We start from the raw sequence: 20,223 nt of genomic DNA, 5'->3' as shown, positions 1-20,223 counted from the left end.
CCGGGTGCCGACTCCCGCCAACCCGGGCACACATGCCCGGGCGACGGCACACAGTCTAATACAAGCTGCGGGGTATTCGGTACCCTGCAAGCATCTGCTGTGTGAACGGGTTGGTATTACTGGCCGCATGCAGGCGATAACGCATCTCGCCATCGTCCACTTTGAACATCACATCCACGGCGTTACTGCTAACTCCGGTGATCTCTGCTTTGTTCAACAGGCGGAAGAGCGCCCACGGGCCACGCTCGGAAATGCTGCGCGGCGAGCGGTTCACCTGTATCGGCACCAGGGTGATGCGGCTCTCGACGCTGTCGCGCAAGGTATTCGGCCAGACCAGCGGGATGCTTTGGCGAGGTCCATGGGAGAACTCTACCAATTGCCCGTCGATATTCACCACGGCGCGGCGCTTATTGTTGGTCAAGTTCAGCGGCTCTAACGCGAACTCAACATCCAGCGTACCACTACGGGTGAAGAAAGCCTGACGAATCTGGCGTGCCCGCTCCAAGGCGGCGCGCACATCGCGGCGCACCAAGCTCGCGCGGCGGGCATCCCCCACCTGCTCGGGGTGGTCTTCCAAAAACAGCTTCAGGTTATTGTTGTAGAAGGCTTCCAGAATGCCGTCGGGAGCAAAGAAGCGCTCAAAATCCTGCAAGGCTGCATCCCGGTTCGCGTCTGCTGCAAAGGGGTAATGCCGGGCAAGGGTTTGCTGGAACGGCTGATACACTTCCCGGTACCACTCCCGCTCAAGCTGGGCCACGGCACGATCAAGCACCACTCGCCAGCTTTCGGTAGCCAGTCGGCTTAACAGGCGGTTCAGCGGCTCGGGCTGATGACTGGCCATACGCTGGAGCGTGAAGATGGGGTCTGACCCCTGAAGTGCCATACGCGCTCGGGCAGCACTCAGTGCAGCCTTGCCGGAATCCGGTGATTCCTGAATGCTGCGCATGTACTCGTGCAACTCGGCCACTACCACCATGACTTCTTCCAGACCACTGGGCTGATCGCTGTTTTTGCGAGTCAGCCGGTTCAGGTCATCAAACTGGCGCTCGATATCCTGCAGCATTCGGTAATGCGGCGATTCCTGCAGTAACTTACGAGCCACTTCGGCTTCACCTTCACCGGCAGGAATCAGCTTGGTATTGGCCTGCACCTGGCCAAGCAGGCGCGCCAATGGCTGATGGCCGCTGGTCAGGCTTTCAAGAATACGCACACCATGATTCAAGTCTTCGAAACGGTGCACGTCGATTCGGCTGAGCGCGGTGCGCCACACGTTGGCGTAGTTCTCGGCATAGAGGGTCTGCAAGCTCGACAGCAATTCGGCTTCGTCAGCTTTACTGAAATCCACGTCGTTCCGGCGCCCTAGCACCCAAGCATCGACCAGCGCCAGTTCCGTCACCGAGCTTGATTGTCGCAGGAACCATTTTTCCAGGCCATCCCGGGTCAGCAGCGCCGGAATGGAGAGCGGGTCGTCCTCTGCCGGCAAGGCATCGCCCTGCGGCTCGCCGTAGGCATCCACGCGAGTGAAGACGGTGGCAAAGGCCGGGCCAGAGCTACGCGCCAACTCCAGCGGCGACTGAAAATCCCGACCGGCTTCAGCTTTCAGATCACGATATACCCTGTCCGGGGTGCTGATCCGCCCCAGCTCGTGCTGCGCCCACTGCACACTGCTCCGGAAAGGCGCCAGTGCCATGCTAGCCGCCTGATCACCCTCGGCGGCCATGCCTGCAAGATTGGTGTGCACCATGGCGTACTGCAAATGACTGTGCAGCCGGTTCTGGACTTCCCGCTGCCCGGGGAAGCGCGCTTGCCAATACTCGCGCATGTATTCCGATACGATGTCGCCACGGCGACCGCTTTCGTCATACATCATGCGCAGTACCCGCAAGTGCTCCAATCGCTCAGTGCTGTTATCCGGTGCTTGCCCCATTTCTTCCATCACACCGAACATCAATGCCGGCAGGTACTGGTACGCCAACATGTCGAGATAGGCGGCATCCACTTCTGGCCCTACTTTGTGGCCTTGGTACAGCCCCATGTCGGTGACCAGCGGCCACTCTTTGCGGTAGTCGCCGAAGGCCAATGTGGCTTCTCGCAACTCATCCAGTGGCTGCAGCAGGTTTCGGCCGGTTGTGTCCGGTTCGTAGCCAACGGGCTGCCAATCGTTCAGGAACGCCTTAACCCGGTTTTCCACCTGAGCCGCCGCTTCGGCATTCTTAATGAAATAATGCTGCCAACCGGCGGTCATGCCCGCACCGGCACACAGAGCTATGATTGAAGCCATCGCGACTTTGCGGTGGCGCTTTTTGATCACTTTTCGGTTATCACCCGCCAGGCCGGCCTCGCGATAGATCACACCCGGGAACAGGTTCTTGGTGAACAAACTGACTGACTGGGCATTCCGCTGCGCCGGTTGAATCGGACCGCTCATCTGGTAGTTACGGGCGGCAGCGGCCACGAAGGCATCTTCAGGCACCCCTTCCTGCAGAACAGAGGTAAAATAAGTACCCCGTACTAAAGCCGGTGTCGAGAATGCATCGGCGGACAGCAAGTCGCTGAGGAACTGCTCTACCGCTGGTTTGAGGCCCGCCAGCTGGCGCGTGAAGGAATACGCTGCCGCCCGTTCTTCCGCGTCCCGGGTATCAGCAAGCACGTCTGGTAAGCGCTGGCTCAGTTCATCCACCAACTCGGTGTATCGTTCCGCAAACTGTTCAAGCCATTCGTCGTGATCTTGCTGGTTATCCAGATGGAAGGTGAAGCCGAGCGCCTGATCTTTTTCGGCCTTCGACATGGCCCTAACAAACGGGGCAAAGCCGTACATCAAGTCCATTTTGGTGAAGGTGACGTACACCGGCAGGCGCGAGCCCAACTGCTCCATGAGCTCCCTTACCCGGGTGCGTAATAAAATGGCGTGGGCTTCCCGCTGTTGTTCGTTGGCGGTACTCAATCGCGCCAAATCGACGGCAACGATCAGGCCGTTCAAGGGTCTCTGCGGGCGGCTATTTTCCAGCCAGCCCATAAAGTGATTCCACAACCGGTTCTGGATTTCACCGGTGGCCCCTTCGCCCTGGTTCTGGCTCAGCAATTCACCGTCTGGATCGATCAGAACGCCGTTATCGCCAATCCACCAATCAAAACCGAAAGGGTTGCGATCGCCCCGGTTGTTTCGAGTGACGTTGGTTAAGGTATAAGTCTGCCCTGAACGCTGAATCAGGCTGGTTTTACCGGCGTCTTCAAGGCCCATCACCAAATACCAAGGCAGGCGATACAAGCCTTTTCGGCCGGGTAAGTTGCTCTTTAGTGCCTGCAATTGACGATCCAGCAGTCGCTGCTGGCGACGTTCCATCGGTAGGATCGGGTCTTCATATTCTTGTTGCTCGGCAGCCTTGGCCTTGTTGACCTTGCTCAACCGGCGGGCCAACACCATGCCCCAGAACACCACAACCAACAGAACAACGCCGAGTGTAACCAGCGCCCGCATTTGCCAGGCTAGTAACGGGTACTCGCCGTTGATTTCCAGCCTCGGCCCGAGCCACCAGGTAGCCACCAGCAAGGCGATTACGCCCAGTGTCAGCGTGACCGGGGCGGCGTTACGAATGTATGGCAGCAGCCATCGACCAATGAGTAATGCTTTTCTCCACATGGTTTCCATTCCTGCGTTTGATGCGTTTGGCGGTTACGCCAGCCGTTCCATTTGTTTGATCAAAGCCGGTTCCCAGTCTTCCAGAACCAACCCGTGAACCTGCCCTTGCAGGTCCTGAATCTGTTGTGCAGCCATGGTTTTCAGGCCGCTTTCTTTCATCAGTTTTGCCGTCGCCAGGCGCCAGTAGAATTTCTCTCTGGGCTCGCGAGCTTCGGCCAAACCTTGCTCCAACAAGTCCAGAGCGGATGACAGCTTATTCTGCTGCACCAACTCGAGCGCCGTTTCCAGAGCTTGCTCCCAAGGGTTTGAACTGCCCCCACCGGCTTTGGCTGATACCGGGACGGTATACATCCACTCTGCCGCTTGTTCACTGAGAAACGGTGTTTGGTCGTTGAAGGTCAGCTCCGCAAGTTTCGGTAACTGTTCAACAAATGTTTTCAACGCTTCTCGTATCGCTTCCGCACAGCGGTTATGACCCAGAGCTTGGGCTGCACGGGCGCTCAGCCAATGGCCATCGAGCCAGAACGGGCTCACCGATAAGCTTTGTTCAATGCGCTGCCACAAGTCGTTGTCGGGCGTTTTTTCCAGCGCTTCTTTGTAGTCTGAAACTCGGTCTGCACTGACGGCGGCCAAGTCGGTACGAATGCCGTCCCGTGTCGGCGGCAAGCTGGTGATGCTTTGCCAAATGGCGTAGCGGCGCAGCTGATAACCCAAAGGGTTATCCGGTTCGGTGCTGGTCAACAACTCCGCCACTTTCAACAAGCTTTGGCGGGTCGCTCGTTCGTTGCCCGGGTCCAGCGTGAGGTTGCCCAATGCCACTGGGGCCGTGGCCGGCTGTGCTGGCGTTTGGGCAGGCTGCGTTTGCGAGGGGCTTGCAGGTTCCGCCGTTGAAGTGGCCTGATGGCTGCTGCTTTGATCCGGCTTTGGCAACTTATCCACAGCCCGTTTCAAATCAAACAGCGGGTCATCCGGTAAATCCCGACTCCGCGCCTGCTCTTCCAGCTTCGCAATTAGGTCTAGGCAGAACTGGCGACCATCACCCACGCTCGCATCAAAACTTAGGCCGTCCACGCTTTTAATCGCACGCTGCACAATCTGGGTGAACAGCATTTTGCGGGCCCGCTGCCCCTTGGCACCCGGGTAGGGCCACGCGTTTTCCCACCAGCCATCCAACACCCGATGCAGCAGATACAAGGACAGGGCGAAATGCTCGCCGTCTTTGCCCTGCTGTAAACTCAGCATAAAAAAGCCCAACACTTTCAGGTCTTTGCTGCGGTCCGCCAGCAACTGCAGGGCTTCGCTCTGCACTTTTTGCCAATTGATGTCGTTGTGAGCCAGTGAGCCCACTTTCATCACTTCGTCTTCCAAAAACTCCAGCACCGAATCATCGGCAAGGTTGTCACCAACACCGGAATCCCCTGGAATGGCTGCGAGGACCTGATCAACGTATGGGTGCTGTTCAATCACTTGCATAACGTTCTCCTCACCAACCACACGCTTGTCGCAGCGGGCGAATGGCATCGCTGTAACCGGTCAGGTCGAACAACAAGCCGTCCAGTTCCGGTGCACCGGCCTGAATGCGGACATCCGGTTGGTGCACAATCTCAAGTGCCGAGCGAATCGCCGGCAGGCCTCGGCCGGCACTCACCACCAAACCTTCATCCCGCACCCGCCACTGACTGGGTGCCGACGCCAACGCGACGTCCACCCGCTCCCGACTGATCGGTTTGGGCAGCATCACAGTCAATTCCGTGATGTTGTTATGGCATTGCAGTGTCAGCACCGGCCTTGGAGGCTGAGCCCCTAGCGCAGCCACCGTTACCAAGTGCCCTGCGGCTGAGCCGGTATTCCGGTAAATCGGACCACTGGCATCGTTTTGCCCGGCTTGCGCAAACGCCTGGCGCCAGCGTTCAGGCTGGTGGATAGCCGGGCCAGTAGAGCCGCTTTCGTAACGAGCCAAAGGGGTGTCAAACACGTCATCGAAGCACGCCAATCGGGCCAGCCGATTGGGTTCTTCGGTACAGGCTTGAGCATCACTCAGGCGGGTATCCGCTTGCCCGACAGTGCTCATCAGCAGGAGCGCGAGGCCGATGAGGCCGGCTCGGGTTCGGTCTTTCAGGGTCATACGTCAGTTACCTGATACTTCAGACATTTATGGGCCAGTGTGCGCTTGGGTAATCCCAAACTCTCGGCGGCTTGGGCCCGGTTGCCACGGTATTGCTGCAGGCGTTCACGAATGATGGCCGCCTCAAAAGCTTGTGCGGCAGCTTTCAGATCCCGAATTTCCTCGGCCACGGGGATGCCGGGAATGGTTGCCGCTTCCGCTGCGGTAGGTGCGGCTTGTCCGGCGTCCACCAGCAGGTCATCCAATCGCAATGCATCAGGCTGGATGTCGCCGTTGGCGTCCGTTTGCAGGCAGGCCAGTTCAATAATGTTGCGTAATTCCCTCACGTTACCGGGGAAGTTATAGCCTGCCAGTCGTTTCAACGCGTGGCTGCTGATACCCAGCGGCCCGCTGCCTTCCCGCTCAACGTAGAGTCGGATGAAGTGTCGGCTCAGCGCTTCGAGGTCTTCGGTACGTTCGCGTAGGGAGATCACCCGCAGCGGGAATTGGCTCAAGCGATAGAACAGGTCCCGGCGGAACAGGCCGTCATCAATGCCTTGCTGCAGCGGTTGGTGAGTCGCCGCCACCAGACGGAAGTCGGAAAACTGCTCTTCCCGAGCGCCCAAGGGGCGGAACTGGCGGCTTTCCAGAACCCGCAACAATTTGGACTGCAGAGCCATGGGCATGTCGCCGATTTCATCCAGGAACAGGGTGCCGCCGTTGGCCTGAGCCAGTAGCCCTTCCTTGGCTTGATCGGCACCGGAGAAGGCGCCTTTGGTGTGGCCGAACAGTTCGCTTTCCAGCAGGGTGTCCGGGATAGCAGCGCAGTTCACCACAACCATGGGGCCCGTCGCGCGTTCGGATAGATCGTGAATGCCCCGGGCGACCACGTCTTTACCGCAACCGGTTTCACCTTGGATCAGCACCGAAAGCTGGCTGCTGGCCGCGCGCACGACTTGTGCCCGGAGGTTGGTCATGGCTTCGGAGTTGCCCACCAAACTGTGGGACAGTTGCTGGCAGCGCTGGCGCACGCTTTCGGCATCGTGCAGGTGGTCCAGGGAGCGTTTGAGCATGCGCCGCTGCCATACTTGGTCGCGGGTTTGCAGCTGGCTGATCCATTGATGCACCAGCAGTTGTTTCAGGCCGGTGTACAGGGGTTGGCCGACAATGCTTTGCCAGTCGTCGTGGTCACCGCATAGGGCGAGTATGCCGAGGGTGCGACCGTCTGTGCCGGTGAGCGGTTCGAGCCAAAGGCTTCTGGGGCGGTCGCTGAGTTCAAACAGGGTTTGGAAGCCTGTGTGGTCGAGCCGGTAGCTGGCGGCGCGTGTGAGTTCGCGCGGCTTGCCGGTTTGCAGTACGTGTGCGAAAGGGTGGCTGAAGTCACCACAGTCGAATTCGCTGGCATCACCTAACTGGCCACAGTGGAGTGTTCGGCCACTGAGGTCGAGTTCGAGGGCCCAGCATTTGCTGAGGCCAAAGGCGTTTTCGAGTTGGCGCGTGGCTGTGTCGAGCAAGGCAGGGAGTGTGTCCTGCTTGATCAGTGCTACCGCCAGTTCTATGCCGGTGTGCAGTTCCATCTGCATCCGTCCCATGCTTTCTATCCCAGAACAATGACTTAGGAGATTGTCGCCCGCGCAGCCTGCGGGGTGGCTTTCCAAAACACGCTGTGAATACATCCTTGTACGCTCCGCCATCCATGGCTCCACAAGGTTTTGGAAAGCTCAACCCCACGGAGCGCTATTTCGCCGTTAACCTAAGCCACTGTTCCTATAAACTTTCCGTCGTTCACTCCCAGCGCGACCTTGGTCACCGGCTCTCTTGCCGCCAGTTTTTCCAGCAGCGCCAGCGACACCGGTGGCAGCAATTCACCTTCAATGATCGACTCCAGCATCCGTGCGCCGTTTTCGCTTCGGGTGGCGCGGCTGCGGATGGCTTCTACCAGGCCGTCTTCCAGCTCCACGTCTGTGTGGTAACGGGCCGTGATTTGGTCAGCCAGGCGCTGGAGTTTGTCGCCCACGATGCGGTTGAGGGTGTCTTCGCCCAACGGTAGGTAGGGCACCACTTCCATGCGGGCCAGCAGGGCCGGTTTGAAGAAGTTGGCCAGTTCTGGGTAGAGGGCTTCTTCGATCTTTTCCGGCTCTTCAGCGTGGTTAACGATGGTCTGGTAGCCAAGGTTGGAGGTCAGGAAGAAGACCACGTTTTTGCAATCGATCAATCGGCCTTCGCCGTCTGCCAGTTCGCCTTTGTCAAAGGCTTGGTAGAACAGGTTGAGGACTTCCGGGTGGGCTTTTTCGACTTCGTCCAGCAACACCACAGAATACGGTTTCTGGCGGATGGCTTCGGTTAGGATGCCGCCTTCGCCAAAGCCAACGTATCCCGGGGGTGAGCCAATCAGGCGGGAAACGGTGTGTTTCTCCTGGTACTCAGACATGTTGATGGTGGTGAGGAGTTGGCGGCCGCCGTAGAGCAGTTCAGCCAGTTGTACCACGGTTTCGGTTTTACCCACGCCACTCGGGCCAACCAGCAGGAAGGCGCCCATGGGGCGACCGGGCCGGCGCAGGTCGGCGCGGGCAGTGAGCAGGTGCTGGTGCAGGCAATCGATGGCGGTGTCCTGGCCTTTGATGTGGGCCTGCAGGTATGCCGGCAAGTGGGTGATTTTTTCCAGCTCGTCAGTGGTCATGCGGTTGACCGGAATGCCGGTCCAATCGGCGATGACTTCGGCCACTTGGCGTGCGTCGACTCGTGCGTGAACCAGTGGTTCGTCGGCCTGAAGTTCCGCCAGCTCCTGTTCGATGGCAGCGGCTTCGTTTTTCAGGTCTGGGCGTTCTTCGTTGTCGGCATCGGTCGTTGCTTCCAGAGCTTCAGACACTTCTCCGGTTAGCAGTTGTTCGCGGATTTCGACCAAACGAGCCACCAGCTCTCGCTGGTCGTTCCAGCTTTGCTCCAAAGCCTCGGACTCGGCCTTGAGCTCGGCAATGCGCTGTTCCAGTTCCTGCTCTCGCTCGTTATCAACCATTTGGCCGAGTGTGTGGTCACGGCTCAAAAGGTCTTGCTCCATGGCCAGCTGGTGCAGCTCGCTACGTACGTGACTTAGGCGGCGTGGCGGGGTGCTCAGGTTCAGGCTAACGCGGGCGCAGGCGGTGTCCAATACGTCGATGGCTTTGTCCGGCAGTTGGCGGCCAGCCAGATAGCGGGCAGACATTTCGGCTGCGGCTTTCAGGGCACTGTCGGCTACCAACACTTTGTGGGCTTTTTCGTAGACGGTACGCAGGCCACGAAGGATGTGGACAGCCTCACCCGGCGTGGGCTCGTCCAGCGCGACGGGCTGGAAGCGGCGGCTCAGGGCCGGGTCTTTTTCGAAGTATTTTTTGTACTCGCGCCAAGTGGTGGCGGCGATGGTACGCAGTTCGCCACGGGCCAGTGCGGGTTTCAACAGGTTAGCGGCGTCAGAACCGCCCTCGCTGTTGCCGGCGCCGATCAAAGTGTGAGCTTCGTCGATGAACAGGATGATTGGGGTGGCTGAGCCTTTGACCGCTTCAATGACACCTTTCAGGCGTTTTTCGAATTCGCCTTTAACTGAGGCTCCTGCTTGCAGGGCGCCCATATCCAAGGTCCAGAGTTCGACGCTTTTCAGACGATCCGGCACATCACCGTTAACGATTCGCAGGGCCAAGCCTTCCACCAGGGCGCTTTTGCCAACACCGGCGTCGCCGACCACGATGGGGTTGTTCTTACGACGACGGCAAAGGATGTCGATCATCTGATCGATTTCTGCATCCCGGCACACCACGGGGTCGAGTTTTTCTTCCCGGGCCAGTTTGGTGAAGTCGGTGGCGTAGCGCTTGAGCGGGTCCATGTCTGCTTCGGTGACCGGTCTTGTAACGCCATTCTCCGCCAGCTGCGGACGTTCCACAGAGCCTTCGGTTACTCGGTCGAACTGCTTTCGCAGTTGTTCCCGGTTAATGTCCACCAATGCGTGTGCGACTCGTGGCATCAGGTAACGGTCGGCGTTCATCAACAACGCCAGGAAGACGGCGCCAGAACGCAATTCGGTGTGGCCGAGCTCCGTTGAGGCCAGCAGCCAGGCATCCTGCATCAGCTCCACCAGCAAGGGAGAAAAGGATGGGTAAGGCTCGGCGCTTTGTGGCTCGCCGTTCAAGCTGTCGCCCACCAGCGGCTGCAGTTGCTGATGGTCGATGCCGGTTTGTTCCAGAATCTGGCGTACATCGGAAAACGGCGTTTCCAGCAGTTTGAACAGCAAGTGTGCCGGCGTAATTTCCGCCCCTTGTCGGCTGATGCACAGCGCGGCAGACCCTTCCAGAGCCTGACGGGAAATCTCGTTAAGGCGCCCAATCAGCGCCGGTAGTTCTACCCGAATCACAGTGATGTCCTTATTTCGGTAGTTGTTCCAGTACGCTGAGCACATCCTTGATGCGTTCGTTCAGCGCTACGTTATACAAGTGGTAAATCCCGACCATGGCCGCGGCAAACACGCCGGTGATGAGCCAGATGGGCAAGCCCGTTCGCAAGCGGTTGCGCGCCGGAGCGACGTTTTCCAAGGCATCGGCCAGCGGCCGGGAATCGCTGTCTCCACGAAGGTCCCGCAGTTGTTCGTATAGGCCGCGCACAATCCGGTCGTACTCGTCGCGCCCGCTTTCCATCACCTTGTAGCGGCCTTCGAAGCCCAGACACAGGCACAGGTAAATGAACCCGAGCATGTCCCGGTAACGTTCCGGCTCTTTTTCCATCCGAGCCAGAATCGCGAACACTTTTTCGCCACCCCAGGTTTCGTTGTGGAAGCGCGATAGCAACGAGTGCTGCGACCACACGCTGTGCGCGCCCCAGTCGGTGCCCAAAACGGCTTCATCGATAAAAGCGCAAAGCACATAGCGGTAGGCCACCACGATGGGCCGTTCGTGGCCTTGTTCGATCAGTTCGCGGTCAATGGCCGCCACTTCATCGACCACCTGCTGATACAGGCTTTCCACATCATGAAAATCGGCCAACCGGCGAACCCGGATGACTAACCCCAACAACGATGTGGCGGCATCAATCAGGCGATTTTCTTCCAGCCCGCGAAGCTGAAAATTGGCATCAGCCAGCTCGGTGCGGTGGCCGGTGCTGTCGGTGTCGGCGAACAACAGTTCACCGAATGCACTATCACCCGAGTCCGTGGTGGTGTTTGGTCGATCCATTACCGGTGCATTGGTCATCATTTAGCTCCTGATTGCCCAGAACTGCATTTCCAGCCCCGGATAACTGCCGGCTACGTGGAAGGCAAAGCCGCTGGCGTTGTCGAGCATTTGCCAGGCCTGACTCTGGTCATCCAACCGGAAGTACACAAAGCCGGCGTGATACGGCAACTGGCGCGGGGCCACTGGTAAAGCCGACAACGGTATACCCGGCAGCTGCAAACTGATGAGGTCGCGTATTTTTTCCACCGAGGCCACTTTGCACTGCTGGGTAAACTGCTTGCGCAGGTCGTCCAGCGGCATGTCGGCTTTGACCGCCAGAATGAACTCGGCATCTTTGATTAGCTGACCGTCCTGAACCGGTGCCACCGTTAAGCCGTATTGGCGCTGCTGCAGAGCAATAGACAATGCACGCGGCTCCAGGACGGTGCTCAGAGCTTGTCGCAGCACCTGCATCAGCGGGCTGAAACAGCCTTCTGGCAGGTCGTGATCGTAGGGGGTGTATTCCCTCGGCATGCGGCTTTCATCGGTAAACGTCACCAACTCGCCGCACAGCTCCAGCAAGGCTTCGTACAACCGCTCGGGGTGCAACTGGCGCAAGCGTGCTAAGTGCATGAACTTAGGGTGCGCCCGGTTCAGCATTTGCAGCAGCATGAAGTCCGAGACATCGGCAACACCGCCCTGCCCCGGCGCGCCTACTCGCCCGGCAATGTTGCGGGCACGTTCCTGCATCAAACCGGCCATTTCACCGACAAATCGCTGCAACCGAGGCGCCGAGCGCACGCTGAGCATAGTGGGCAGGAAGTTGGGGTCCATCACCAAGCTGCCGTCCGGCCGCTTTTCCAGAATTCGGCCAATGGCGAGCGCAGCGTAGGCACTGCGGTCTTCACGCTCCAGCATCAAACGCGGTGCCACTCGCCCGACATCGATATTGTGGGCATCGCCATCAACTGAATGCAGATCACGAACTTCCACCGACAACGCCCGGAAGCGCCCGGCAACCGGCGCATCCGGCCACTCCACTTCCGCCAAAGAATCGCTACCGAGCGGCAACGCCAGATACACCACCTGATTGGCCACCGAGGCATCGGCGATTTCCAGCGGCTCCGGCATTACATCGTCTTGCGGTAGGTTGAATCGTGTACCGTCCGGGAACAATCCGGTAGCCCGCACCAAACCAACTCGACCAAAACTCAGGTATTCGGCATTCAGTTCCAGATCGCTGAAGCCGTAGAGGTAGTCAGAGATGGCCAAGGCACGCTCGTTGATCTGATGCTCCAGATACCGTTGTTGTTGCTGGAAGTGCTGCGGCTTGATGAACAAGCCATCACTCCAGACCACTCGATTGCTAACAGCCATCAGCTTTCATCCGAACGTGTCAGTTTCACTTCCCGCTCGCGCAGGTTGACCAGCAAATGGTAGGTTCCACCGATCGGGTCTACCTTCACCACCTTCTTCCACTGAGACAAGTTGGGGTACGCGTAGAAGGCAATAACACCAATAAACCGGGTGTCTTTGCTGATTTCGAACGGCTCCACAAACTTGAACTGGCCAGGCACCAAGGTGTAATCGCTGTGGTCCACGTAGTTGCGCCCCAACGAGTCTTCAAGGTTGTTGAGCAGCTGGTCGAAATCACCGGCCATCAACAGCGAACTGTCCCGAAGTTCTATGATCTGAAACGCGATCGGCGTGGGTGCTAATGATTGATTCGGGTTAACGCTCGGCTCTGCCAGCATGGTCAGATCCACCCGGCTGGGCTGATCTTCCGGGTAGCCCACAGGAATGTCGGGATCCCACAACACTTTGGCGGTTTTGGTGACCGCGTTATAGGGGGTGCTGCACCCCACCAGCAGCATAACAATCGTCAGCAAGCTCCATTTGCAGTACTTCACTAGCCATTCTCCCTCTGTAATTGGCGCAAGTGTTGGTCGTATGCCTGGTCGAACACCTCTTGGAAAAGGCGTTCAAAACCCTGCTGACGACTGGATCTAAGTTCTTGGTAGTAATGTTGGTACATGTCCCAGGCCCAGCGGCCTTCGTCTTCGTTATCCTTGAGCCCACGGCGGTAACCGTGGAATCTTCTCAGCAACGCCTCCGGTGAGAAGGCGTGCAGGATCGCGTCCAAGGCTTCGCGAATAGCTTCCTGCGTAGCCCGTTGGTGGTGGTTCAAGCTATCGAGGCTCTCTCTCACCGCAGCGGGCGCAGATAGGTGAACCGGACTACGTTCGGCGGCAAACAAGGTTTGAATGGTGCCCTGATAATCATTTCCCAGTCGCAGTGGGTTATCTTCAAGGGGCTGCAAACGGGTACGCAGTGCCTGGTGCCGGGTATCTTCGCTCTGGTGCAGTGTGAGCAGGCCATCAACCACCGCTTTCAAGGTTTGCCCGGCTTCTTCCAGAAACAGCTGCATTTCTTCGCTGTCAGTAAATTCAATATCCGCTTGTAACCCTCGCAATAAGGGCGCTCCGCTGATGTGCTGACGACTGGCATCGCAGGTGGGTGCTCTGGTGTCTGACATTCCCTGTCGCTCCTTTTTCTGATCGCTCTGATTGCGGGCCGTGCGGTTTAAAGGCAGCCCCATCGCCACATCCCGGTTTTCCCGGTATTCCTCGTCCACATCGGTAGAACGGGCAAACCAGCGTTCATCGCTAGCCAGCAGTTCTGGCGACATTTGATCACCCGCTGCCTCAGGCCTATGCCAGGGAGCCAGAGGATCGTTACTGTGCAACTCGTTGTCCGGATTTTTCAGGCCGATCAAAGGTTCGCGGCCTTCCGGCAAAGTTTGGCGCTGGCTTGAACGCAACAATTCGCCTTCATCCACATTCACCAACCGATGATCTTCCGCGTTCGACTCACTCAACTCGCTTTGTCCTGAAGAGCCACCCTGCAGTTCCGCCCGGATCTGGTACCGGCCAATGGTGACGGTATCACCGTGGCTCAAGCGCGCCCGCCGCCCGCGGCCGACAGGCTGGCTGCTGCTGTTGATATAGGTTCTGCCGCTGCGATCGATCAGGCAGAAGCCACCGTCCAGAAAACGCACCTCAGCATGCCCCGCCACGGCACCGGTACGGTGAGGCGATAAACGCCAGGTATCGTTGGCCGCGGTGCCTATCGAACCACCGGTTGCGCTGAAGCGATGTTCGATGTTGGTACCACCTCCCGCTTCCGTGGGGTTGGTGATCACCAAGGTTAATTCTGCTGTTTGCGTGGTCACTCTTGGCTCCTTGCCTTAACGTCTGATCTGGATTCGAACTGCCGGGCGCTTGCTAGCCCGCTCTGGTGTCACGAAGGAGTTCCAGCCCAAACGTACCTCTTCCCCCATCTGCATGGGCCGTATGTCTTTCGGTCGCATTTCCAGCTCAAGGTCATAGGCCAGTTGTTCCCGTGTGGCGAATTCCACCAGCTTAACCAGCCGTTCGTGCTCTGCTCCGTTGGGCAGAAAATCAGCAAAGCGCTGTCGGCTCAGGTTGCGCAGACGAAGTATGAACTTGCCACTTCGATCCCGGATGCTCGCTCCCACGAGGGTGTCGTGGCCGAGACTGGCATTCGCTTGCCCCAAGCGGGTCTGTTGATCTTCTGCAATCGCCACTTTTCGTAGCACCCACTGTTCAATGCTGACGTCGTCCAGATCAAAGCAATGCGCAACAATCCCGCTGACGACTTCCGGAGACCGACTGCGCCCAGCCATCAAACCGGCATAGGCCAGCATTTTCGACCAGTTAACCGGTGTAGCTTCCCGCAGGCGGCGGTCGCCCAACCCAGTCAGGGAAAAAACCAGTTCCGAAAACCCGTCACTGGCACCCGGCTGAAACCGAATGTAGTAGCGGTATTTGCGCCAGGTCCGGTGAAACAATGTCACCAACCGGTGGTTAAAAAAATCCAAAAAGTGCCGGCGCACGCCCAAATTTTGGCCCGCTTCCCAAGCCAAATCTTCCAGGTAATACCCCGGTAACGGCGATTGGGAACCGTGTAATCCAAGAAAGCTCACTTCCATCTGGTAGGGCGCATGCTCGTGCTCCGGCGATAACGCCGACACCACATCACTGCCCGGAAACCCCAACCCGGCTGAAGCCGAAAACCGGATGCGTTCCTGCACCGGATCGCCCGAGCCGGAGCGTTCCAGATCGTCGCCATGGTGCCGGTGAATCAAATCAACCAGCTGAAAAAAACTGTAGCGCCGCGCGTTTCCTAGAACGGGTTCCAGCCCGGCTACATCAGCGGCTGCTGACCTTGCTGTAACGTCCATGTGTACCGTTCCTGATTCTCTGTATTCACCACTTCCAACTGGTGAAAGGCGTTAATGCTGGCGTAGAGCGCAAAGAACTGGCTCAACACCGTGCCAAACAGGTACAAATCACCTTCACTGGCGAAATTCTGTTGGTCGAGCTTTAGCTCTGACCGAATACCCCGCACCGGCAAACCGCGCACCATCCGGTCAACCGGTTGCGTATTTATCTCGCTGATACCTGCCAGCCGCTTCTGGGACACCCGCTCGGCTTGGCGATCCACCAAAGCCCGGAAGTCATACACCCGCAGCACGGTGCGCAGCGCATCCACATCCAATAGGGACAAGTAGTTCAGCGACAAATTTGAAATCAGCGTCCATAACAGGCTGCCATCCAGTGTTGGCCGCAAGGTGGCAGTGGGTCGCGTAATGTTGCTGAACGAAGCGAAGGCCGGCGTGGTTTCCGTAGCCATGCAGACCTCACCCACCGCAAGCTGCTGCGGCAATTGCCGGTTGGTGCAGGTAAGCGTCAGAGATACGGCTTCTTGTCGGTTCATGCAGTCGGACTCGTCGGCCCGTACAAAGGAAATGTAGTGGTCAAAGCCGTCGCCCCGAACACTTTCGCGAGTGCGTACCCGGTAATACAAAGCGGTCCGGCCGCGGTCCCGTTCTACTTCGTGCTGAAAGCTCTCGAACGCGGTATACAGGCGCGGCTCACCCCGGCCCGAGCGGCCTTCCAGCCAGCCTTCAACCTGTTCGATGCTGAACACTTCGTAGTGCTCGGGGCAGCGACTGGACGGCGAGATCCGGTACTCGGTTTCACGACCGTTCAGGTCCACCGGCTCGCCTTCGTGACTGAACAGGTTAACGGCCGGCGTGCAATACAACTGCAAGGAATCCCGGGTGACTCGAGTATCCGGCGGCAAGATGCGACTGAAGTGAAAGCGCAGGCTGGCCTCGTCCGCCTGAATCGCCGGTAGGCGCTGCTTCAATCCGGTGACATCGATAAACCGAAAGGCCTCTGGAAAACTCAGATACTCCTGAATAATCCGGTAACCGGAATAGGCATTTTTGGGGTACGGCAGGATGGCTTCATCGGCGGCAAAGCCCACTGGCTTGAGCAACGATGTGGGCAGGTTATATACGTTGTCGCCCACCACCAACTCCATGCGGCTTAGATAGTGGTTCAGCCACAAGTACAGGGTTTCTGCGGTATGGTTGTCGCCACCCAGGTAGAAGCGGAGGCTTTCCATGCCTATCTGGTTCAATGGCTGGTCGGTGTGCAGGGCCAAATCTACCGATACCGAGGACACTTCTCGGGAGTGTTCAGCGTAGGCTTCTGCCACGCTGACGGGAAAGATATCCACAGCCCGGCAGGTGCGGAATCGGCACTGGGTTTGGCGGGTGCTTTCACCCACCGGCCGGCTTTTGATTTCGGTGTGGCGCTCTACCCGCTGGCGTTCGCTGATGGCGTGCAGCTGGGGATCAAAGCGCATAATGGTGCAACTGGGCACGGGCCGCAGGTAATTGGGCCAGAGCATGTTCAGCAGCGAATGCGTCAGCTCCGGGAATTCGTCTTCAACTTTTTCACGCAGCTTTCCGGTCAGGAAGGCAAAGCCTTCCAGAAGGCGTTCTACGTCTGGGTCGGTGCTTTGTTCGGATAAAAATCGGGTGAGCTGCGGGTGTGCATCGGCAAATTCCCTGCCTTGCAGTCGCAAAAAACTCAACTCATCCCTGTAGAACCGATTCAACTTCATAAATACCGCACCAATGTTCCGCAAAGGGGTGGGGATGCTTTTCTTCTGGGAAAAAAGATGTCTGAGCGAAGCGAGTTATTTTTTCCCAGAAGAAAAGTATCGCCATCCCTTCAGGCTCCGAGCGAGGAGCAGAAGCCCTTTCCAAAAGACGCTTCGAGCCCATCCGTGGGGCGCTTGAGCTTCGCCATCCATGGCTACGCACACTTTTGGAAAGGGCTTCTGCCCCTCACTCTCTTCCCTGCATTCAACTACTGGGTTTCAAACAACCCGGTAGTATCGTTTTTCATCCAACACCAGATCGATCGTGGTTCTGTCATCACTTCCCGTGACACTCAGATAAACCGTGACCTCAAACTTCAACTGCAACGGGTTCGGGCCCGGCGGCAGCGCCACCACGTCCACCCGCTTAACTCTGGGCTCAAACTTCTCGATACACTGACGGATGGCCCCGCGAATCTGGATACTCAGGTCATGAGTACCCAAGGTGGCGTCGTTGAAATCCAACAAGCCCAGGTCCGGTACGCTTGCGCTGTTGCCCGGATGGGCGTTCAGCAATCGCACCAAATGGCGCTTGATGGATTCCACCACATGGGTCACTTCTCCCATGCCCTGTCCCGCGGGGGCGGCAGCCTGCTCGAGCCGTTCGAACAGGCTGCCGGTGTTACGAACACCGTCAGTCGCAGTGTCGCCGAACACGGATTAATCCTTGTCCAGTCGACCAACCAGCGAGAGCTCGAAATTCGCACCCATGTACTTAAAGTGCGGGCGTACCGCCAACGAGATCTGGTACCAGCCCGGATCGCCTTCAACATCTGACACCACAACCTGCGCGGCGCGCAGTGGGCGACGGCTGCGAACTTCCGCCGGCGGATTTTCCTGATCGGCAACGTACTGGCGAATCCAGGTGTTCAGCTCACGCTCCAGATCCTGACGCTCTTTCCAGGAACCGATCTGCTCACGCTGCAGCACTTTGATGTAGTGAGCCAGGCGGTTCACGATCATCATGTAAGGCAGCTGGGTGCCCAACTTGTAGTTGGTTTCCGCTTCTTTGCCTTCCTTGGTGTTCGGGAACTGCTTGGGCTTCTGCACTGAGTTGGCAGAGAAGAAGGCGGCATTGTCGCTGCCCTTACGCATAGTCAGGGCGATGAAGCCTTCTTCAGCCAATTCGTATTCACGACGGTCGGTGATCAACACCTCGGTCGGGATCTTGGCTTCCAGCTGGCCGAAAGACTCGAAGGTGTGTACCGGCAAATCGTCCACAGCACCGCCGCTTTGCGGGCCGATAATGTTCGGGCACCAGCGGTATTTCGCGAAGCTGTCGGTCAAACGAGTGCCTAACAAATAGGCTGTGTTGCCCCACAGGTAATGTTCGTGATCGCCGGATACGTTTTCTTTGTAGTTAAAGCTACGCACCGGATTTTCAGTGGGATCGTAGGGCGTACGCAACAGGAAGCGCGGCGCGGTCAGGCCAAGGTAGCGAGCGTCTTCGGACTCACGCAGGGAGCGCCATTTGGCGTATTTCGGTCCTTCGAAAACAGCACTCAGTTCCTTGATCGCGGGCAGCTCCTGGTAGCTATCGACACCAAAGAATGACGGCGCAACGGAAGACAGGAACGGTGCGTGCGCCATAGCGCCTACAGAAGACACATACTGCAGCAGTTTCATGTCTGGAGTGGCCGGACTGAAGGCGTAGTTACCGACAATGGCACCGACCGGCTCACCACCAAACTGACCGTACTCGGCTGAGTAAACGTGCTGGTAAAAACCGGTTTGGGTCACGTCCGGGGCAAATTCGAAGTCTTCCAGCAGTTCCTGCTTGGTGGCGTGCAGAATGTCTACTTTGATGTTTTCACGGAATTCTGTGCGGTCGACCATCAGTTTCAGGCCACGCCAGGACGATTCCAGCTCCTGCAGCTTGGGTGCGTGCAGAACTTCGTCCATCTGCGCGCTGATTTTGCGGTCCAGCTCCACCACCATCTGGTCTACCAGAGCCTTGTTAACCGGTTGGCCTTTTTCCTCGCTTTTTAGCAGGTTGGCTATAAATGTAGCGACACCCTTACGAGCGACATCGTAACCTTCGTCAGCGGGCGCCATGCGGCTGTTGGCCATAACCTGGTCAAGCAGAGAACCCTCTGCCACGGATTCGGAGGCAGCAGATTGCTGCACAGCAGTATCAGACATACCACATCCCTTCAGTACGTAATTGATAATTGATGTTGGGTGTAACCGGTTTCGGAAACGCGCTTATTCGCCGTTTTCGGTCGCCAGTTCCAGCTCCGCCAGCAGCGATTCCCGTGCACTTTCATCATCCAGCAGCGCTTGAAGCTTTGAGCGGAATGACGGCACATTGCCGAGCGGGCCTTTGAGGGCAACAAGGGCTTCGCGCAGTTCGATTAGCTTTTTCAGCTCCGGAACCTGGCGAGCAATGCTGTCGGGCGAAAAGTCTTCCAGACCTTCAATCTGCAGGTTAACCGGCAGATCATCAGCGCCTTCTTCCAGCTTGTTGGATACAGAGGTAGACAAAGTAAGGCCGGCTTCCTTCATGACAGAACGGAAGTTGTTCTTATCCACAGAAATGGCTTTACGGTCTTCAATGGGGGTTTCTTCTGCGTGGCCCTTAAAATCGCCAACCACGAACATCTTCAGCGGCAGCTCGGTTTCAGCCTGCTGATCGCCGGTGGCGGGGACATACTTGATATTAATGCGCTCTTTTGGCGCGACAGAACCATCTTTGCCAGACATGACGTGCTCCCTGTGCAATTCATTTGCAACGTATTTCAATCCCTTATGTCTGCCATCCCGGCAAACAACGGCTGAGACTCTACACCGGTGCTTGGGCTAGCTCAATAAGCCATCGGCCACAAATGGCTCAAAATGAGGACTCGGGCAAACTTTTGCCAGATTGCCGTAATGCCCAGTGGAACGCTCTTATAGTCAATGACGGGTCTGGCGCTCAAAGCTATACTTCGGTGATCCTGATAGTAAACAACCATACACACCAAGGAACACAACCATGAGTGACCTGAAAGCCAAGTTTGAGGAATCGGTAAACTACATCCAGACCGCTGAAGGCGACTTCCAGCCTTCAAACGAACTCAAGCTGGAGTTTTATGCCCTGTACAAGCAAGCCACTGAAGGCGATGTCACTGGCAAGCGCCCGGGCATGATGGATTTCGTTGGCCGCGCCAAGTACGACGCGTGGGACAAACTGAAAGGCACTTCCAGCGAAGAAGCCATGCAGCAGTACATCGACAAGCTGGAATCGCTGAAGTAAGAGCGTTTCAATAGCGGTCGCAGGTTCTTGC

Annotated in this window: 15 protein-coding genes; 1 reads left to right on the top strand and 14 read right to left on the bottom strand. The window is 57.6% G+C overall.

Going from position 1 to position 20,223, the window contains the following annotated elements; genetic code table 11:
* Positions 1 to 55: 55 nt before the first annotated feature.
* From tssM to tssB, 14 genes are all read right to left on the bottom strand, one after another.
* The gene (tssM, locus tag ACNQ6O_RS00670) at positions 56 to 3,649 is read right to left on the bottom strand and encodes a type VI secretion system membrane subunit TssM (protein WP_418051332.1); all 3,594 of its coding nucleotides are present in this window, start codon (positions 3,647 to 3,649) and stop codon (positions 56 to 58) included.
* Positions 3,650 to 3,673: 24 nt separating this feature from the next.
* The gene (gene tssA / locus ACNQ6O_RS00665; RefSeq protein ID WP_418051331.1) at positions 3,674 to 5,113 is read right to left on the bottom strand and encodes a type VI secretion system protein TssA; all 1,440 of its coding nucleotides are present in this window, start codon (positions 5,111 to 5,113) and stop codon (positions 3,674 to 3,676) included.
* A 10-nt stretch (positions 5,114 to 5,123) separates the two neighbouring features.
* Positions 5,124 to 5,765, bottom strand: a complete 642-nt coding sequence (gene vasI / locus ACNQ6O_RS00660; protein ID WP_418051330.1) for a type VI secretion system-associated protein VasI — start codon at positions 5,763 to 5,765, stop codon at positions 5,124 to 5,126.
* Entirely contained in the window at positions 5,762 to 7,327 is a 1,566-nt protein-coding gene (locus ACNQ6O_RS00655) for a sigma-54 interaction domain-containing protein (RefSeq protein WP_418052246.1), read from the bottom strand. Before ACNQ6O_RS00655 ends, vasI begins: the two co-directional genes overlap by 4 nt.
* Before the next feature lie 170 nt (positions 7,328 to 7,497).
* A complete protein-coding gene (gene tssH, locus ACNQ6O_RS00650) occupies positions 7,498 to 10,170 on the bottom strand; it encodes a type VI secretion system ATPase TssH (RefSeq protein ID WP_418051329.1) in 2,673 nt (890 codons plus the stop codon).
* Entirely contained in the window at positions 10,136 to 10,957 is an 822-nt protein-coding gene (gene icmH, locus ACNQ6O_RS00645; protein WP_418051328.1) for a type IVB secretion system protein IcmH/DotU, read from the bottom strand. Before icmH ends, tssH begins: the two co-directional genes overlap by 35 nt.
* A gap of 3 nt (positions 10,958 to 10,960) precedes the next feature.
* On the bottom strand, positions 10,961 to 12,295 hold the full coding sequence (tssK, locus tag ACNQ6O_RS00640; protein ID WP_418051327.1) for a type VI secretion system baseplate subunit TssK: 1,335 nt from the start codon (positions 12,293 to 12,295) through the stop codon (positions 10,961 to 10,963).
* Entirely contained in the window at positions 12,295 to 12,828 is a 534-nt protein-coding gene (gene tssJ, locus ACNQ6O_RS00635) for a type VI secretion system lipoprotein TssJ (RefSeq protein WP_418051326.1), read from the bottom strand. Before tssJ ends, tssK begins: the two co-directional genes overlap by 1 nt.
* Entirely contained in the window at positions 12,828 to 14,150 is a 1,323-nt protein-coding gene (gene tagH, locus ACNQ6O_RS00630; protein WP_418051325.1) for a type VI secretion system-associated FHA domain protein TagH, read from the bottom strand. The genes tssJ and tagH overlap by 1 nt, the downstream gene beginning before the upstream one ends.
* 15 nt (positions 14,151 to 14,165) lie before the next feature.
* Positions 14,166 to 15,182, bottom strand: coding sequence for a type VI secretion system baseplate subunit TssG (gene tssG / locus ACNQ6O_RS00625; protein ID WP_418051324.1), 1,017 nt, complete (start codon positions 15,180 to 15,182; stop codon positions 14,166 to 14,168).
* Positions 15,146 to 16,918, bottom strand: coding sequence for a type VI secretion system baseplate subunit TssF (gene tssF, locus ACNQ6O_RS00620; protein WP_418051323.1), 1,773 nt, complete (start codon positions 16,916 to 16,918; stop codon positions 15,146 to 15,148). The genes tssG and tssF overlap by 37 nt, the downstream gene beginning before the upstream one ends.
* 258 nt (positions 16,919 to 17,176) lie before the next feature.
* Positions 17,177 to 17,614 (bottom strand): type VI secretion system baseplate subunit TssE, encoded by a 438-nt coding sequence (gene tssE / locus ACNQ6O_RS00615; RefSeq protein WP_418051322.1) that lies wholly within the window; start codon positions 17,612 to 17,614, stop codon positions 17,177 to 17,179.
* 3 nt (positions 17,615 to 17,617) lie between these two features.
* On the bottom strand, positions 17,618 to 19,099 hold the full coding sequence (gene tssC, locus ACNQ6O_RS00610; protein ID WP_418051321.1) for a type VI secretion system contractile sheath large subunit: 1,482 nt from the start codon (positions 19,097 to 19,099) through the stop codon (positions 17,618 to 17,620).
* A 63-nt stretch (positions 19,100 to 19,162) separates the two neighbouring features.
* Positions 19,163 to 19,660, bottom strand: coding sequence for a type VI secretion system contractile sheath small subunit (gene tssB / locus ACNQ6O_RS00605; protein WP_418051320.1), 498 nt, complete (start codon positions 19,658 to 19,660; stop codon positions 19,163 to 19,165).
* Positions 19,661 to 19,931: 271 nt separating this feature from the next.
* On the opposite strand from tssB, the gene ACNQ6O_RS00600 reads away from it, so the two are divergent.
* Positions 19,932 to 20,192, top strand: coding sequence for an acyl-CoA-binding protein (locus tag ACNQ6O_RS00600; RefSeq protein ID WP_305896641.1), 261 nt, complete (start codon positions 19,932 to 19,934; stop codon positions 20,190 to 20,192).
* Positions 20,193 to 20,223 lie beyond the last annotated feature (31 nt).

The sequence above is a fragment of the Marinobacter sp. SBS5 genome, from assembly GCF_048285575.1.
GTDB lineage: Bacteria > Pseudomonadota > Gammaproteobacteria > Pseudomonadales > Oleiphilaceae > Marinobacter.
Note: the sequence above shows the minus strand (reverse complement) of the source record. Positions and strands in the feature narration are given on the sequence as shown.

Coding starts and splice junctions, on each gene's coding strand:
- tssB (WP_418051320.1), bottom strand. CDS start 19,660: ATGTCTGGCAAAGATGGTTCTGTCGCGCCAAAAGAGCGCATTAATATC.
- tssM (WP_418051332.1), bottom strand. CDS start 3,649: ATGGAAACCATGTGGAGAAAAGCATTACTCATTGGTCGATGGCTGCTG.
- tssG (WP_418051324.1), bottom strand. CDS start 15,182: ATGGACGTTACAGCAAGGTCAGCAGCCGCTGATGTAGCCGGGCTGGAA.
- tssK (WP_418051327.1), bottom strand. CDS start 12,295: ATGGCTGTTAGCAATCGAGTGGTCTGGAGTGATGGCTTGTTCATCAAG.
- vasI (WP_418051330.1), bottom strand. CDS start 5,765: ATGACCCTGAAAGACCGAACCCGAGCCGGCCTCATCGGCCTCGCGCTC.
- tssF (WP_418051323.1), bottom strand. CDS start 16,918: ATGAAGTTGAATCGGTTCTACAGGGATGAGTTGAGTTTTTTGCGACTG.
- ACNQ6O_RS00655 (WP_418052246.1), bottom strand. CDS start 7,327: ATGCAGATGGAACTGCACACCGGCATAGAACTGGCGGTAGCACTGATC.
- tssH (WP_418051329.1), bottom strand. CDS start 10,170: ATGTGCTCAGCGTACTGGAACAACTACCGAAATAAGGACATCACTGTG.
- tssA (WP_418051331.1), bottom strand. CDS start 5,113: ATGCAAGTGATTGAACAGCACCCATACGTTGATCAGGTCCTCGCAGCC.
- tssC (WP_418051321.1), bottom strand. CDS start 19,099: ATGTCTGATACTGCTGTGCAGCAATCTGCTGCCTCCGAATCCGTGGCA.
- ACNQ6O_RS00600 (WP_305896641.1), top strand. CDS start 19,932: ATGAGTGACCTGAAAGCCAAGTTTGAGGAATCGGTAAACTACATCCAG.
- icmH (WP_418051328.1), bottom strand. CDS start 10,957: ATGACCAATGCACCGGTAATGGATCGACCAAACACCACCACGGACTCG.